We start from the raw sequence: 16,517 nt of genomic DNA on the forward strand, positions 1-16,517 counted from the left end.
GGCAAAAGTCAGACGAATGCTGCAGGTGACCATGCAAGCCGTTTCCAAACGCCAGTGCATCAATAGGGCCGCCCAATCTGCAGTGGCGCTGCTGTTCGCTTTTCTGCCGTTCCAGGCCGTGGCCGAAAGCTTCGTTGCGCCGAAGGGTGTGATCGAACTTTTCACTTCGCAAGGCTGTCGTTCGTGCCCTCCCGCAGACCACGCCTTCGAGCAATTGGTGCGGCAGGGTAATATCGTCGCGCTGTCCTATCACGTCGACTATTGGAATTATCTCGGATGGGCTGACACTCTGGGCACGCCGGAAAATACCGAGCGGCAATATGCCTATGCCAAAACATTCGGTCGCAGTGGCGTCTACACGCCGCAAGCCGTGCTGAACGGTCGTGATCATCTGAAGGGAACGGATGCGACCGAGATCAACCGTCGCCTTGAGGGAATGCGCAGCAGCGGCCAAGGGCTCGTGGTCCCGGTAAAGGCCAGGCAAAATGGGGATCAGCTGGCCATTTCGGTCGGCAGCGGCATCGGCAAGGCCAATGTCGTGGTGGTGTATTTCCGCGAGCATCAGACAGTGGAAATGCTCAAGGGCGAAAATGTCGGCAAGAGCATGGATTACTGGCACAGTGTAACCGACGTTCAGACTGTGGGTATCTGGAACGGCAAGCCGCTCGATATCACTCTTCCGGCGCGGGCAATCAGTTCTGACAAAAGTGATGGATGTGCAGTCTTGCTGCAAAGCGCGGACGAAGACGGCAACCCTTCGGACATCGTCGGCGCAACCGTCATGATGGGACGACACAACAGTCTCTGATCTTCAGGAAATTCTAAAACCTGGTGTGGTCCGGCCCGAAGCATTGGGGGGCTGGGGGTAAGGGGTCAATGCGTCTGACCGGACCTTTTGGCGCATCGCGCCAACCAAGTTGGTTATACATTATCGCAAAAAGGGGCGCTGGTTTGGTGAAAATGCGGCGAGGCTCGAATAATCTGCTCGGTGAGTGACAAATGTCACACCGAGCCGTGGAAACGCCGCCGGTGTACCGGCGGCGCTCAGGTCAGCCGACATTTAGCTCAGGCCATCAGGCCTTCAAGGCATCATAGGCGGCGGCGGCTTTCAAAGCCTTTTCGCCGATAGACGATGCCGAATCACCTGGCCTGTAGAGGCTGGTGCCCAGACCGAAGGCCCGAACACCGACCTTCCAGTAGTCGGCGAAGTTGTTCTCGGAGACACCGCCCACAGCGCCAACCAGCAGGCTAGGCGGCAGAATGGCCTTGACGGCGGAAATGCTACCCGGACCCAGTGCGCTTGCCGGGAAGAATTTCAGCGCAGCCGCGCCGCTTTTTGCGGCCAGAAGCGCTTCCGTTGCCGTAAAGACCCCAGGCATGGTGACCATCCCGTGGCCGACAGCGCGACGAATGACATCGGGCTCCACATTCGGCGTCACCAGCAAGTTGCCACCAACATCATTCAGGCGGTCGACCTGATCGACTTCCAGGACGGTGCCTGCACCGATCAGCACATTGGCGGGTGCCAGCTTTCGCGCCTTCTCGATCGAGATGAAAGGTTCCGGAGAGTTCAACGGCACTTCGATTGCCTCGAAGCCAGCATTGACAAGAGCGTCCACGGCAGCCTCGATCTCTTCAGGCTTGATGCCTCGCAGGATCGCCACCAGATTGCGGCGGAGGGAAGGCCAGGCGACGGTGGAGGTCATGGGGTCTATTCCTTGAATTCGTGGTCGAACAATGAAAGAGCGCTCGCGAGCAGGCCGCGACGGACCAGGAGCCCACCATCGAGCATCACCGCTTCCCCGCCGGCTCTGGCAATGGCCCACGCATAAAGACGCGTCAGCTTGCCCGTCCCGATCAGATAGGCTTTGCCGTAGCGTCTTAGATCCGACTGGATGGCGGCAATTTCCGCGCCGATCAGAAGTCCGGAGAGGCGGGCGGCGGCGTTGATCTTAGTCCCTTGAGACAAAAGTCCTTCGGCGCGGATGGAGAAAAGCGTGGAGGTCAAGGCAAAGCCCGGCGCGAGAGCAGCGTCCACGGCTGCGTCGAAAATGTCGGGATCCGCTTCGGCATCCGCATCTTCCGGAACCGACAGCCGCAGGATCGATTGCCGGCTAATCAGATGGAACAGCTCACCCGTCATAACCGTGGAGAAGCGACGGATGTGGCCGCCTTCGACCAGTGCCCATTTCGAATGGGTGCCCGGCAGGCAAAACAGCGCATCATCGAGGCCCTGTTCGAGCGCACCGGCGAGCTGCGTTTCCTCGCCCCGCATCACGTCATAACGGCCGTTCTCGCGCTGGCAAACGCCGGGCAGGATGTAGAGGGGACGCGTAACGCCTTCCGGGATCACCGCGTGCTGAAAGAGGCCGACGAGAGGCGCGGGTGTTCCCACATAGGGAGCTTCACGCCAACCGGTTCGTGCCCCCGCCATTCCGGCAATGACGACAGGCAAGTCAGATTCTGCCCCGAGGGCCGAAAGGTGGCCCTCAAGGATAGCGGGATAGGCTGAGCGATCAAGGCCGCCCATGCCTTCTGCCGATTGCCGCTCGGCGAGGACCCCGCCCTGGCTGTCAGTCAGCCAGAGGCGGAGATTGCTGGTGCCCCAGTCGACCAGGGCGGCAAACGGCTTTGCGGTCACTGCTTCGACCTCAGGCCAGATCGACCGGCAGCAGGGCGGCCGGAATGTCCTGGAAGCAGACCGGCCGCAGGAAGCGGCGGATCGACAGCGTGCCGACCGAGGTGGCGCCGAAGTTGGTGGAGGCCGGGTAGGGCCCGCCATGGACCATCGAGTCAGCCACTTCCACACCGGTCGGGAAGCCATTGGCAAGCACGCGGCCCGCCTTGCGCTCCAGGATCGGCATCAGGCGCTTTCCAAGTGCTTCGTCGCCTGCATCAAGGTGCAGCGAAGCCGTCAGCTGTCCCGACAGGCTCCGAGCCATGGCGACCATTTCATCCTCGCTGTCGGCGATGACAATCAGGCCCAGCGGTCCGAAGACTTCTTCGCCGAGAACATGGTTTTCGAGCCAGTCCTTGGCCGTGGTCTGGAACAGGTAAGGCGTGGCGTTGCGCAGGTCGCAGGTCGAGGTGAGGACCGAACGAACGCCTTCGGTGCCGGCGATTCGCGTCGCACCCTTGCGGTAAGCATCGGCGATGCCGTCGGTGAGCATGGTTTGCGGACCGACAGCCGACAGCGCCTCTGTTGCCGTTTCAATATACTTATCCGCATCGGCGCCCTTCAACAGGACCACGATCCCCGGGTTCGTGCAGAACTGGCCAGCACCCATGGTCAGCGAACCGACCCAGCCCTTGGCAATGGTTTCCCCGCGAGCCGCAACGGCCTTTGGCAGCATGAACATCGGGTTGACCGAACCGAGCTCGCCGAAGAACGGGATCGGCTCCGGACGCTGGGCGCAGAGGTCGAACAGCGCACGACCGCCACCGAGCGAGCCGGTGAAACCGACCGCCTTGATCAGCGGATGCTGGACGAGGGCCTGACCGACGTCACGGCTGCCGCCATGCACAAGCGAGAAAACGCCCGGATGCACACCACAACGCTTGATCGCGGCATCAATGGCAGAGGCGACGATTTCGCCCGTGCCGGGATGGGCATCATGGGCCTTGACCACGACCGGGCAACCAGCTGCCAGCGCTGCTGCCGTGTCACCGCCGGCCGTCGAGAAGGCGAGCGGGAAGTTGGAGGCACCGAATACGGCGACGGGGCCGATCGGACGCTGAATCATCCTGAGATCCGAGCGAGGCAGGGGCTTGCGGTCGGGCAGAGCCTCATCATGGCGGCGATCGAGGTAGTCACCCTTGCGGATATGCGAGGCAAAGAGGCGAAGCTGGCCGACGGTGCGACCACGCTCGCCGATCAGGCGGGCTTCCGGCAGGCCGGACTCCTGGCTGCCGATCTCGGTGATCGCATCGCCGCGCGCATCGATTTCTTCGGCGATCGCCTCAAGGAGGGCCGCACGTTCTTCACGTGTCGAATATGCGTAGGTTTCGAAGGCCTCTTCTGCGGCCTTTGCGGCCTGGTCGACCAAAGCCGGCGTGCCCTTGGAGAAGGTGTGCGATGTGCCGGTGGCCGGGGAAGAAGAGAAAGTGTCGGTGCTGGCAATCCAGTTGCCAGCGATCAGGTGTTTTCCGGTCGGTGTATAGGCCATGGGAGGGGCCTCCTTTTGATTTCAGTCTTCAAAGTGGGCGACGACTTTCCGCTCTCCGCAGAGGAACGAATCCGCCACGATGCGCAGCGGCTGATAGTCGGTGTCGCTCTGGCGGGAGCGGATAAGCTTGGCGAAGCGTTCGTAGATGCCCGCATATTCGCGATCCGGGCCGGACGCCTGTTCCTGACCCCCGATATAGAGTTCCGAACCGCCCTTTGAAAGACGCAGCTCGCCCTCATTCGTCTGAACGGTGATATCCCACGTCTGCGGGCCTTCCTGTCGCCAGTCGAATTCGGCCGTGACAGGCGCGCCTTCAACGGTCTGCATGGCGATGGACGCGGCGATGGGCTGCTTCTTGTTCTCCGGGAATTCGAGCGTCGATTTCTGCACCATGATGTGCCCGGGCACGATCTCGGTCAGGATCGAAAGAGCATTGATGCCGGGATCGAAGACGCCGAAGCCGCCTGGTTCCCAGATCCAGGCCTGGCCGGGATGCCAGCGGCGGACGTCTTCCTTCCAGACGATCGAGATCGACTGGATGACCTTGTCCGACAGCCACTGCTTTGCCGGCTCGACGCCGAGAGCAAAGCGGGAATGCCAGGTGGCGAAGAGTGTTACACCCGCCTTGGCTGCGATTTCACTCAGGGCCTCGGCCTCTCCCAGTGTGGTTGCCGGAGGCTTTTCCATCAACACGTGGCGGCCAGCCGCAATTGCGGCCTTGGCCATGTCGAAGCGGACTTCCGGCGGCGTGCAGAGCGACACGACCTTGATATCCGGGCGCGCGGCCAGGAAGGTATCGAAGTCTGTGAAGTTTTCAGCGCCTTCGACCTTGCCGTGGCGGCTCACGCCGGCGGCGACGACAAAGTCGTTACCGCCTGCGATGGAGGGGATATGCTGGTCGCGGGCGATCTTGCCGATGCCGACAAGCGCGAGCGGAATACGATCTGCCATCGTCCTGGTCCTCAGTGTGCGTCCTTACCGACCGGCGAGCCGCGGCAACCCTTCAGGAAGTCGAAGTCGGCGCCGGTATCGGCACCCTCAACGTGGTCATGGAAGAGTTTGGCATAGCCGCTTGCCGGTGGTTCGACGGAGGGGCGCCAGTCGGCCAGACGGTGCTGCATTTCTTCTTCGGAGATATCGAGATGCACCTTGCGGGCGTCGACGTCGATCTCAATGAAATCACCGTTCCGCACGATGGCGAGCGGGCCGCCACGGGCCGCTTCCGGCGAGGTGTGCAGGAGAACCGTGCCATAGGCGGTGCCGGACATGCGGGCATCGGAGATGCGGACCATGTCGGTGATGCCCTTGCGGAGCACCTTGGGCGGCAGGCCCATATTGCCGACTTCGGCCATGCCCGGATAACCGCGCGGACCGCAGTTCTTCAGAACCATCACGCAGGTCTCATCGATATCGAGCGCCTCGTCGTTGATCTTCGCCTTGTAGTCGTCGATGTCTTCGAAGACCACGGCGCGACCGCGATGCTTCATCAGATGGGCGGAAGCGGCGGACGGTTTCAGGACGCAGCCCTTTGGTGCCAGATTGCCGCGCAGCACGACGATACCGCCCTGCTGAGTCAGTGCCTTCTCGACGGGAAGGATGACGTCTTCGTTCCAGTTGCGGACATCCTTGACCTCGTCCCAGATGCTCTCGCCCGAAACGGTCAGTGCATCCTTGTGCAGCTTGCCAGCTTCGCCGAGGCGCTTGATGACGACGGGCAGGCCGCCTGCATAGAAGAACTCTTCCATCAGGTACTTGCCTGACGGCATCAGGTTGACGATCGTCGGAATGTCGCGGCCGAGGCGATCCCAGTCATCGAGCGTGAGATCGATGCCGACACGGCCGGCCATGGCCAGCAGGTGGACGACGGCGTTGGTCGAGCCACCGATTGCGCCGTTCACGCGGATCGCGTTTTCGAAAGCTTCCTTGGTCATGATATCGGAGGGCTTCAGGTCGTCCTTGACCATCTGCACGATGCGACGGCCGGAGAGCTGCGCCATCACCTTGCGGCGGCTGTCGACAGCGGGGATCGCGGCATTGCCGGAGAGTGCCATGCCCAAGGCTTCGACCATGGAGGCCATCGTGGAGGCGGTGCCCATGGTGTTGCAGGTGCCGCTGGAGCGGGACATGGATGCTTCCGCTTCCACGAACTCTTCCTGGGTCATCTCGCCAGCCTTGACAGCTTCGGAGAATTTCCAGAGATGCGTGCCGGAGCCGACGCGCTCGCCGCGGAAATAGCCGTTCAGCATCGGGCCGCCAGTCACGACGATCGACGGAAGGTCGGTCGAGGCGGCAGCCATGACCAGCGACGGCGTGGTCTTATCGCAGCCGACCAGCAGGACCGCGCCATCGATCGGCTGGCCACGCATGGCTTCCTCAACGGCAAGGGCTGCGAGGTTGCGATACATCATCGCCGTGGGGCGGAAGGTGTTTTCAGAGGCAGAGAAGACCGGGATTTCGACCGGGAAACCACCGGCTTCCCAGACGCCCGCCTTCACTTTTTCGGCGAGTTCGCGCAGGTGGCCGTTGCAAGGTGTCAGGTCGGACCAGGTGTTCAGGATGCCGATGACCGGGCGACCGTCGAACAGGTCGTGCGGATGACCCTGGTTCTTCATCCAGCCACGATGATAGATCGTGTCGCGGGATGTCCCGCCATACCAGTGCTGGGATCTCAGTTGGCGCGGCCAGGCCGCCGGTTTGAACTTGCTCATGGCTTTGGTCCTGTCTCTGGAAAATGGGCGGGTCGGTCGACCGATCCGCTCAGAGCATCTTCACCTTGACGGTCTCGGTGGCAGCCTTTGCGAGGCGGTTGCGCAGCGGAAGACCGAATTGCGGCGACTCGATTTCGAAGACGTCGCCCTCCTGCGTGACGAAACCATCCGCCACGGAAAGGGTCGCCGTTCCATACATGTGCACGTGCAGGTCGCCCGGCTGGCAGAACAGCGCGTACTTGAAGTGGTGGTATTCCAGGTTCGCGATCGTGTGCGACATGTTCGCCTCACCCGAAAGGAATGGCTTTTCCCAGACCGTCTTGCCGCCGCGAATGATGCGTGACGTGCCCTCGACGTGATCCGGAAGTGCGCCGACACGGAGTTCCGGGCCGAAGGAGGCCGGGCGCAGCTTGGAGTGGGCGAGGAAGAGGTAGTTGAGCTTTTCCGTCACGTGATCGGAAAATTCGTTGGCGATCGAGAAGCCGAGTCGATGAGCGGTGCCATCTTCGCCGACGATATAGTAGCCGGCCATCTCAGGCTCTTCGCCACCATCAAGGGCGAAGGAGGGCGACACGAGGTCTTCGCCGGGCGCGACCGCATTGAAGCCGTTACCTTTGTAGAACCACTCCGGCTGAACACCGATCTCGCCGGGCTTCGGCTTGCCGCCTTCGAGCCCCATGCGAAACATCTTCATCGAGTCGCTCATTCCTGCGGTATCCGCATGCATGCTGTCACGCGCCGATGCCGAACCGGTGTGGGTCAGGCCCGTGCCGGTCAGATACATGTGCGCTGCGTCGGGATGGCGAACCGGGCAATCCAGCTTGCCGTCGGCTGCAAGGGCCAGCAGATCGACGGTTTCTCCGACGCCCTGCTTTTCGATGATGCCGGCAACCGTCGTGCCGGCGGCAATCGCTGCCTTGGCGAGGTCGTAGGTGGCGTTGTATCCAGGGACAAGGCGCGCGGCCTCACCCTGGCGGCAAATGACGCCGCCAGTCTTCAATTGCGAGAGAAACATAAGCCTATCCTCAGACTGCTTTGTTCTTGTTGTAAACGTCGAAGAAGACAGCAGCCAAAAGCACGAGGCCCTTGATGAGCTGCTGGTAGTCGATGCCGATACCCATGATCGACATGCCATTGTTCATGACACCCATGATGAAGGCGCCGATGACTGCACCGGTGATCTTGCCAACGCCGCCGGACGCCGAGGCACCGCCGATAAAGCAGGCCGCGATGACGTCGAGTTCGAAGCCGACGCCTGCCTTCGGGGTTGCCGAATTGAGGCGGGCGGCGATGATCATGCCAGCGAGAGCGGCAAGCACACCCATGTTGACGAAGGTCAGGAAGACCAGGCGTTCGGTGTTGATGCCCGAGAGCTTGGCCGCCTTCTCGTTGCCGCCCAGTGCGTAGATCCGGCGACCGATGGTCGTGCGGGACGTGACGAACGAATAGAGCGCGATCAGAATGCCCATGACGACGAGGACGTTCGGCAGGCCGCGATAGGTGGCGAGCTGGTAGCCGAGGAAGATGGCGACCGCGCTGATGATGCCCATCTGAGCGACGAAGAACACAAATGGCTCGTTTTCGCTGCCGTGCTCATCGTTCAGCCTACGATTCTTCATGCCCGAATAAATGGCCAGGGCGACGAGAGCGACGACGGCGATGATCGCGACATGGTTCGCGATGCCAGTCACCGCAGTGTCGGTCAGCGGCAGAAAATCCGGAATAAAGCCCGTGGAGAGCAGGGTGAATTCCTTCGGGAACGGACCGATCGGGCGACCACCTAGCGCAACATAGGTCAGGCCGCGGAAGACGAGCATGCCGGCGAGCGTGACGATGAAGGACGGGATCTTCTGATAGGCAACCCAGTAGCCCTGAGCCGCACCCATGGCAGCGCCCAGCACCAGACACAGCGGCACGACCAAGGCGAAATGCCAGCCCCATTTGACCAGCATGATCGCCGATATGCCGCCGATGAAGGCGACGATCGAGCCGACGGAGAGGTCGATATGGCCTGCGACGATGATCAGCAGCATGCCCAGCGCCATGATGACGATGAACGAGTTCTGCAGGACGAGGTTGGTGATGTTGACCGGCCGGAACAGCACGCCGCCGGTCAGCACCTGGAACAGCACCATGATGACGACGAGCGCGAGCAGAAGGCCGTATTCGCGGATGTTCTTGCGCAGGTAATCACCCACGGAGACCTTGGGGGTTTCGGTTCTTGTATCGATGGCCATTAGTTTTTCTCCCCAGAGCGCATGATGGCACGCATGATGGACTCTTGGCTTGCTTCTTCCTTGGACAGTTCGGCTACGATGCGCCCTTCGTTCATGACGTAGATGCGATCGCAGGTTCCGAGCAGTTCGGGCATCTCCGAGGAGATCATCAGGATGCCCTTACCTTCGGCGGCAAGCTGGTTGATGATGGTGTAGATTTCGAACTTGGCGCCGACATCGATGCCGCGTGTGGGTTCGTCTAGAATGAGCACTTCCGGATTGGTGAAAAGCCATTTCGACAGAACGACCTTCTGCTGGTTGCCACCCGAAAGGTTGACTGCCTCCTGATAGATGGAATGCGAGCGGATGCGCAGCTTCTGGCGATAGTCTGTGGCGACCTTGGCTTCCTTCCGGTCGTCGATGACTGCACCGTTGGAAACGCCATTCAGGTTGGCCAGAGTGGTGTTTTCCTTGATGTTGTTCTGCAGGACCAGGCCAAGATGCTTTCGGTCTTCAGTCACATAGGCAAGCCCGGCATCGATGGCCTTGGGGATTGTCGAAACATCCACCGGCTTTCCGCGCATCAGCACTTCGCCGGTGATCTTGTGACCCCAGGACTTGCCAAAAACGCTCATGGCGGTTTCGGTGCGGCCGGCGCCCATGAGACCGGCTATGCCGACAACTTCACCGGCGCGAACATTAAAGGCGACGTCGTGCAGGAACTGGCGGTCGCGGTGGTTCTGGTGGAAGACGTTCCAGTTCTTCACTTCCAGCAGCACGTCGCCGATCTTCGGGTCGCGCGGCGGATAGCGGTCTTCCATGTCACGGCCGACCATGCCCTTGATGATCCGGTCTTCCGTGATTTCCTGGGTATGACAGTCGAGCGTCTCGACCGTGCCGCCATCACGCAAAATGGTGATCTGATCGGCAACCTTGCGGATTTCGTTGAGCTTGTGGGAGATGATGATCGAGGTCATGCCCTGCTTGCGGAATTCCATCAAGAGGGTGAGCAGGGCGTCAGAGTCGGTCTCGTTGAGCGAGGCGGTCGGCTCGTCCAGGATCAGCAGGCGAACCTTCTTCGACAGCGCCTTAGCGATTTCAACCAGCTGCTGCTTGCCGACGCCGATATCGGTGATGCGGGTAGATGGGCTGTCCTTCAGGCCGACCTTCGCCAGCAGCTCTTTCGTCCGCGCAAAGGTCTGGGGCCACTGAATGACGCCACTATTGGCAATTTCGTTGCCGAGGAAGATGTTTTCCGCAATCGACAGGAGCGGCACGAGAGCCAGTTCCTGGTGGATGATGATGATGCCGAGCTCTTCGCTGTTCGAAATTGTGCTGAAGCGACGGACCTCACCATCATAGAAGATGTCGCCATCATAGGTTCCGGCAGGATAAACGCCGCTGAGCACCTTCATCAGGGTGGACTTGCCGGCACCGTTTTCGCCGACGAGAGCGTGAATTTCGCCCTCGCGCACCTTGAAGCTGACATTGTCCAGGGCTTTGACGCCCGGAAATGTCTTTGTGATGCCGCGCATCTCGAGAATGATGTTGTCCATGGGCAGAATTCCGGCAGCCTTTGGCGACACGTGTCCAGCCAAAGGCGCGAGCTCCTTAAATGCGTATAGAAAATGGGTCCGCGATAACTCGCGGACCCGAGAGTGACCCGAAGGATCAGTTGTCGATCTGGTCGGCCGTGTAGTAACCGGCGCCGACGAGAACGTCCTTGGCATTGGCCTTGTCAACAGCAACCGGCTTCAGCAGGTAAGACGGAACGACCTTGACACCGTTGTTGTAGGTCTTTTCGTCGTTAACTTCAGGCGTCTTGCCACCCATGATCGCGTCGACCATGGTGACGGCAACCTTTGCCAGCTCGCGGGTGTCCTTGAAGACGGTTGAGTACTGTTCGTCAGCCAGGATCGACTTGACGGACGGCAGTTCGGCGTCCTGACCGGTGACGACCGGCATGGTCATGTCGCCAGAACCGTAGCCAACGCCCTTCAGAGCCGACAGGATACCGATCGACAGGCCGTCATACGGAGACAGAGCGCCGTGCAGCTTGTCTTCGGTGTAGGTCGAGGACAGCAGGTTTTCCATGCGAGCCTGGGCGACCGTGCCGTCCCAACGCAGCGTGCCAACCTGGTCCATGCCCATCTGGCCGGACTTGATGACGATGTCGCCGCTGTCGATCAGGGGCTGCAGAACCGACATTGCGCCGTCATAGAAGAAGAAGGCGTTGTTGTCGTCCGGCGAACCGCCGAAGAGTTCGACGTTCCACGGCTTGGTGTCCGGGAACTTTGCCTTCAGGCCGTTGACGAGGCTGGTGGCCTGGAGAACGCCAACCTGGAAATTGTCGAACGTGGCGTAGTAGTCGACGTTGCCCGAATCGCGGATCAGGCGGTCATAGGCGATGACCTTGACGCCGGCATCAGCAGCCTTCTGCAGAATGTCGGAGAGGGTCGTGCCGTCAATCGCGCCGATGACGAGAACCTTGGCACCCTTGGTGACCATGTTTTCGATCTGGGCGAGCTGGTTCGGGATATCGTCGTCAGCGAACTGCAGGTCCGGCGTATAGCCAGCTTCCTTGAACAGCTTTTCCATGGTCTCGCCGTCGGAGATCCAGCGGGTCGAGGTCTTGGTCGGCATGGAAATGCCGACGACGCCCTTGTCCTGTGCATAGGCGAAGGGTGTAAAGGATGCGATGCCGATTGCAAAAGATGCAATCAGGGCTCCAAGTTTCTTCATGGTAACCTCCCTGGTCATACCGTGCGAGGCCAAGCTCCTCCTGGCACTCGCTGAAAAACAAGAACGAGCGGCTGACGCAGCAGCCCCCAGCTCCGTTGGGACTCTTATCCTGCCCCATATACCGATCAAATGATTATTTTGACTTTCTGCATACCGTAGTTGATATATTGTTCATGTCCGAGAACCATATTTACCGACTTCAGCCCAAACATTTCAGTCTCGTCAGCGCGATTGCCGAGCTTGGACAATTAAGCCTTGCTGCTCAGTCACTTGCGCTGACTCAACCCGCCGCATCCCGGATGTTGGGAGAGATCGAGCGCTATGTCGGCTCGCCAATTTTCATAAGAACACCGAAGGGGATGGAGCCGACGGCGGTCGGCAGCGCACTCATCCGTCGGGCGCAAAATGTATTGGAGGAGATTCGCGAAGCAGGGCGGGAAGTGGATGCGATTCGGCGCGGCCTGACCGGCAAGGTGCGGGTCGGCGCCGTGACGGGTGGTGCGGTCGGCTATGTCGTTCCGGCCATCAAGGCATTGAAAGCCGAAGCCGCGACGGTCGATATCCATGTGGATGTCGCCTCCAGCGGCGAGATGATCCGAGACCTTCTGTCGGGACAATATGATTTCGTTCTGGGGCGGATACCGCCCGGGATCGATGCACGACAGTTTCACGTCGAAGGCGCCACGATGGAGGAGGTCGAGATTGTGGTGCGGCGGACGCACCCGCTGGTCAATGTCGATCGCCTCAATCTTTCCGACATGGCACATTTTCCCTGGATCATGCAGGCGCCCGGCACGCCGCTCAGGCAAGCGGTCGAGAATGTGTTTATCGAAGAGGGCGCGCCAATTCCGCGCAATATCGTTAACACGACGTCTCTGCTCGTGATGATCGCGATGCTGGCATCGTCCAATGCAATCGCGCCGATGTCGCGCGAAGTGTCAGACCTCCTCTGTCGGCAAACGCCCGTCGGCGATCTCTGCACCCTGCCGCTCGACACCCCGATCGTGGTTACGCCATACCACCTGATCACAGTGAACGGAAAACGGCTGTCACCGATCGCCGCACGGCTTAGGGATTTGCTCCTCAGTCGCTTCCTCAATCGCGGACGCTGAAGTCAGGTAATGGGCTCAGAGCTTGCAATTTGGGCCGTGTCAGGCACACTGTCATCCGACAGTCATGAATGAAAGCTCGAGGAGCATTGATGACCGAGCAGCCCGAAGGGCAGCGTCAGGACGCCGAAGGCGCCGACAAAAGCCCTACAAGCGTGGTCGATCTGGGGATCTACCGACAATCTCTCGATCCCCTCCCGGTCACGTTTCATCGCCGCGAGCTGGATGCCATCCTCTGGATCTATGGTCGCATGGTCGGGGAAGGTGACTGGCGCGACTATGCCATCGACCATCTTAAGGACAAGGCGGTCTTCTCCGTTTTCAAGCGCGCGGGCGAGTATCCACTTTATCGCATCGAGAAGAACCCGAAGCTTGCGGCGAAACAAGGTGCCTTCGCCGTGGTCGCCACGGACGGGCGTATCCTGAAGCGCGGACATGACCTGAAGCAGGTGCTGAAAGTGTTCGACAAGAACCTCAAGGCGCTCGACTGACCGTCAGGCGAGTGTCCCTGGATAGCTTGAGAGGTCCGGGTTGCTGCTCTGGGCCTCACCAAGCGGTCTTTGCATGAAGATGGTGTCGAGCCACACGCCGTGTTTGAAGCCCGTGCCGTCAAGGCGGCCGGCTACGGAGAAACCGCAGGAGCGGTGGACGGCGACGGATGCTTCGCTTGCACCTCCAACGACCGCAACCATTTGTCGGAAACCGAGGGCCTCACAGCGTAACACCAGCGCCTTGAGGAGCGCTTTCCCGACCCCCAGGCCACGCGCCTGCTCGGCAACATAGATCGAATCTTCGACCAGCCAGCGATAGGCAGGTCTCGTGCGAAAAGCCGACGCATAGGCATAGCCGAGCAAAGTGTCCGCCTCGTCTACCGCTGCGATATAGGGATATCCCTTCGCGGTGATTGCCTTGAAGCGTGCCGTCATTTCGTCGAGATCCGGCGGCACGAGTTCATAACTTGCGGTGCCGTTGAGGACGGCATCGGCATAGATGGCCGTGACCGAAGGGAGATCTTCAGGCGTCAGATCGCGAATGGAAAGGACCATGCAGTGCTCCATGGGAAAGGCATCTTGTTCCATGAGTGCGACCACTGGGCAAGCCTGGGAATGTCACAGGGACAGAGACCCTTGCCTTCCTGACTTCCACTGACTCCAATGCTCGTCGTTTTCGGCGGCTGTGCCCTGCGCGCGGCTTGACTCGACGCAAAAACCTTGTAATCCCTCGCCGCGAAGAGGAATTCGGTTCATGCACGCTTTCGGGCAGTCCTTTGCGGTCTCAAACCACCTGCAGCAACCCGCTGCCGGTGGCGCATGCATTTCTCTCGCATCCACGACCAAGGCCAAAACGACGACGAAAACCGTCTGACGTCTTCGGCCACCGCTCTCTCCCCGGCACGGCCGGGGACAGGTAAGGCTGCGCACCCTCGCAGGCTTCCTCCTCACCATCCGCGGAGAGACAGAAAGAGAGCATTGACATGGGTTTCAAGATTGCAGTCGTAGGCGCCACCGGCAATGTCGGTCGCGAAATGCTGAACATCCTCTCCGAACGCGGTTTTCCGGCATCGGAAGTCGTCGCACTGGCGTCGGCCCGCTCGCAAGGCACCGAAGTCTCGTTCGGCGACAAGGTTCTCAAGGTGCAGAACCTTGAGCATTACGACTTCTCCAACACCGATGTTTGCCTGATGTCGGCCGGCGGCACGATCTCGCAGAAGTGGTCCCCGAAGATCGGCGCACAGGGCTGCGTCGTCATCGACAACTCGTCCGCCTGGCGCTACGACGCCGACGTGCCACTGATCGTTCCGGAAGTGAACCCGGATGCGGTGGTCGACTTCAAGAAGCGCAATATCATTGCAAACCCGAATTGCTCGACGGCTCAGCTTGTCGTCGCGCTGAAGCCGCTGCATGATTTCGCCAAGATCAAGCGCGTCGTCGTCTCGACCTACCAGTCGGTATCCGGTGCCGGCAAGGAAGGCATGGACGAACTCTTTACCCAGACCCGCGCCGTGTTCGTTGCCGATCCGGTCGAATCGAAGAAGTTCACCAAGCGCATTGCCTTCAACGTCATTCCGCACATCGATAGCTTCATGGAAGATGGCTACACGAAGGAAGAGTGGAAGGTTCTCGCCGAAACCAAGAAGATGCTGGATCCGAAGATCAAGGTGACCTGCACCGCCGTGCGCGTTCCGGTCTTCATCGGCCATTCGGAATCGGTCAACATCGAGTTCGAAAACGAAATCACTGCCGACCAGGCGCGCGACATCCTGCGCGAAGCGCCGGGTTGCCTCGTCATCGACAAGCATGAGAACGGTGGCTACATCACCCCGGTCGAATGCGCCGGTGAAGACGCGACCTACATCTCGCGTATCCGCGAAGACGCGACGGTCGAAAACGGTCTCAACATGTGGGTCGTTTCCGACAACCTGCGTAAGGGTGCAGCACTCAACGCGATCCAGATCGCCGAACTGCTGGTGAACCGGGGCCTGATCGCACCTCGCGCCGGCGCCAACTGATCGCATCTTGACGACCGCCCGGCGTCTAGCCGGGCGGAAAACCCTTCTGTCTCATGCGAATGTGATCCACTTTGAGGCACGAGCTGCGCTTCATTAGGGGTTGATTGATGACAGGATGTTGTTTCGCTGCCATGGTGCGCCCCACTCAAAACAGTCAATGACGAGGCCTTGATGCGACTGAACTTCACATTGTCCGCAGCCCTGATTTCAGTGGTTTCCATATTCGCTGGCTCGGGCTCGGCATTCGCTGCCGCCTGTAGCAGCACCTCCGCCGGCTTTGAGCAATGGACGGAAGCGTTCAAGGAACAGGCGGCCGGTGCCGGCTTCAGCCAGCGCATGCTCGACCAGGTCTTCAGCTCCGTCAGCTACAGTCGCAGCACGATCAGCGCAGACCGCGGTCAGAAGAGCTTCAAGCTCTCATTCGACCAGTTCATGCAGAAGCGCGGCGGGCAGACCATCATCAGCCGCGGCAAGGGCATGAAGAAGAGCAATGCTGCTCTCTTCGCCAAGATCGAGCGCCAGTATGGCGTTCCGGCGGGTCCGCTGATTGCCATCTGGGGCATGGAAACCGGCTTCGGTTCCTTCCTCGGCAAGGAGCACACCCTGTCCGCAGTGACAACGCTTGCCTTCGACTGCCGCCGCAGCGAGTTCTTCACCGATCAGCTTTATGCGGCGCTTGAACTCGTCCAGGCCGGAAATCTCGACATCAACGCCAAGGGTGCTGCACACGGCGAAATCGGACAGACGCAGTTCCTGCCGCGCAACGTCGTTCGCTTCGGTGCCGATGGAGACGGCGATCGCCACATCGACCTCGTGCATTCGAGGGCCGATGCATTGGCCTCGACGGCGAATTTCCTGAAGGGTCATGGCTGGCAGGCCGGTGCCGGCTATCAGCAGGGCGAACCGAATTTTGCTGCGATCCAGGGATGGAATGCGGCGACCGTATACCAGCAGGCCATTGCCTATATCGGTGCTCGTATCGACGCCGAATAATTGGATACCGGCGCGACGGGGAGCCTGTCGCGCCAATCCACTCGACCAGAACTTAGCGCGTCATCACTGCCGAA

The 16,517-nt window shown here is 60.4% G+C and carries 15 protein-coding genes; 5 read left to right on the forward strand and 10 right to left on the reverse strand.

Features of this window, described 5'->3' with window-relative positions; all coding sequences use genetic code 11:
* Positions 1-31: 31 nt before the first annotated feature.
* The gene (locus tag ASE36_RS16190) at positions 32-808 is read left to right on the forward strand and encodes a DUF1223 domain-containing protein (RefSeq protein WP_062282756.1); all 777 of its coding nucleotides are present in this window, start codon (positions 32-34) and stop codon (positions 806-808) included.
* A 265-nt stretch (positions 809-1,073) separates the two neighbouring features.
* On the opposite strand, the gene ASE36_RS16195 is transcribed toward ASE36_RS16190, so the two are convergent.
* From ASE36_RS16195 to chvE, 9 genes are all read right to left on the reverse strand, one after another.
* The gene (locus tag ASE36_RS16195; RefSeq protein ID WP_062281982.1) at positions 1,074-1,706 is read right to left on the reverse strand and encodes a 2-dehydro-3-deoxy-6-phosphogalactonate aldolase; all 633 of its coding nucleotides are present in this window, start codon (positions 1,704-1,706) and stop codon (positions 1,074-1,076) included.
* A gap of 5 nt (positions 1,707-1,711) precedes the next feature.
* Positions 1,712-2,641, reverse strand: coding sequence for a 2-dehydro-3-deoxygalactonokinase (locus ASE36_RS16200; RefSeq protein ID WP_062281985.1), 930 nt, complete (start codon positions 2,639-2,641; stop codon positions 1,712-1,714).
* Between the two features lie 10 nt (positions 2,642-2,651).
* A complete protein-coding gene (locus tag ASE36_RS16205) occupies positions 2,652-4,166 on the reverse strand; it encodes an aldehyde dehydrogenase (NADP(+)) (RefSeq protein WP_062281988.1) in 1,515 nt (504 codons plus the stop codon).
* 21 nt (positions 4,167-4,187) lie between these two features.
* A complete protein-coding gene (locus tag ASE36_RS16210; RefSeq protein ID WP_062281992.1) occupies positions 4,188-5,117 on the reverse strand; it encodes a Gfo/Idh/MocA family protein in 930 nt (309 codons plus the stop codon).
* Between the two features lie 11 nt (positions 5,118-5,128).
* A complete protein-coding gene (gene araD / locus ASE36_RS16215) occupies positions 5,129-6,874 on the reverse strand; it encodes an L-arabinonate dehydratase (protein WP_062281994.1) in 1,746 nt (581 codons plus the stop codon).
* A 49-nt stretch (positions 6,875-6,923) separates the two neighbouring features.
* Positions 6,924-7,889 (reverse strand): AraD1 family protein, encoded by a 966-nt coding sequence (gene araD1 / locus ASE36_RS16220; protein ID WP_062281997.1) that lies wholly within the window; start codon positions 7,887-7,889, stop codon positions 6,924-6,926.
* Positions 7,890-7,899: 10 nt separating this feature from the next.
* Complete coding sequence (gene mmsB / locus ASE36_RS16225; RefSeq protein WP_062282000.1) at positions 7,900-9,111, reverse strand: multiple monosaccharide ABC transporter permease; 1,212 nt, start codon at positions 9,109-9,111, stop codon at positions 7,900-7,902.
* Positions 9,111-10,646 carry a multiple monosaccharide ABC transporter ATP-binding protein gene (mmsA, locus tag ASE36_RS16230; RefSeq protein ID WP_062282003.1) on the reverse strand — a complete coding sequence of 512 codons (1,536 nt, stop codon included), beginning with the start codon at positions 10,644-10,646 and terminating at the stop codon, positions 9,111-9,113. The genes mmsB and mmsA overlap by 1 nt, the downstream gene beginning before the upstream one ends.
* 115 nt (positions 10,647-10,761) lie before the next feature.
* Entirely contained in the window at positions 10,762-11,832 is a 1,071-nt protein-coding gene (chvE, locus tag ASE36_RS16235) for a multiple monosaccharide ABC transporter substrate-binding protein (RefSeq protein ID WP_062282006.1), read from the reverse strand.
* A 173-nt stretch (positions 11,833-12,005) separates the two neighbouring features.
* Here chvE and ASE36_RS16240 point away from each other — a divergent pair, with 173 nt between their 5' ends.
* Positions 12,006-12,944 carry a LysR family transcriptional regulator gene (locus tag ASE36_RS16240; protein ID WP_062282009.1) on the forward strand — a complete coding sequence of 313 codons (939 nt, stop codon included), beginning with the start codon at positions 12,006-12,008 and terminating at the stop codon, positions 12,942-12,944.
* A gap of 89 nt (positions 12,945-13,033) precedes the next feature.
* Positions 13,034-13,432 (forward strand): DUF2794 domain-containing protein, encoded by a 399-nt coding sequence (locus ASE36_RS16245; protein ID WP_062282012.1) that lies wholly within the window; start codon positions 13,034-13,036, stop codon positions 13,430-13,432.
* Between the two features lie 3 nt (positions 13,433-13,435).
* On the opposite strand, the gene ASE36_RS16250 is transcribed toward ASE36_RS16245, so the two are convergent.
* Positions 13,436-13,987: a GNAT family N-acetyltransferase gene (locus ASE36_RS16250; RefSeq protein ID WP_062282015.1), complete on the reverse strand. Its 552-nt coding sequence runs from the start codon at positions 13,985-13,987 to the stop codon at positions 13,436-13,438.
* Positions 13,988-14,415: 428 nt separating this feature from the next.
* On the opposite strand from ASE36_RS16250, the gene ASE36_RS16255 reads away from it, so the two are divergent.
* Together ASE36_RS16255 and ASE36_RS16260 are read left to right on the forward strand one after the other, a co-directional pair.
* Positions 14,416-15,450: an aspartate-semialdehyde dehydrogenase gene (locus tag ASE36_RS16255; RefSeq protein ID WP_062282018.1), complete on the forward strand. Its 1,035-nt coding sequence runs from the start codon at positions 14,416-14,418 to the stop codon at positions 15,448-15,450.
* A 171-nt stretch (positions 15,451-15,621) separates the two neighbouring features.
* Positions 15,622-16,443 (forward strand): lytic transglycosylase domain-containing protein, encoded by an 822-nt coding sequence (locus ASE36_RS16260; protein ID WP_062282020.1) that lies wholly within the window; start codon positions 15,622-15,624, stop codon positions 16,441-16,443.
* Positions 16,444-16,517 lie beyond the last annotated feature (74 nt).

It is taken from the genome of Rhizobium sp. Root274, from assembly GCF_001429245.1.
GTDB lineage: Bacteria > Pseudomonadota > Alphaproteobacteria > Rhizobiales > Rhizobiaceae > Allorhizobium.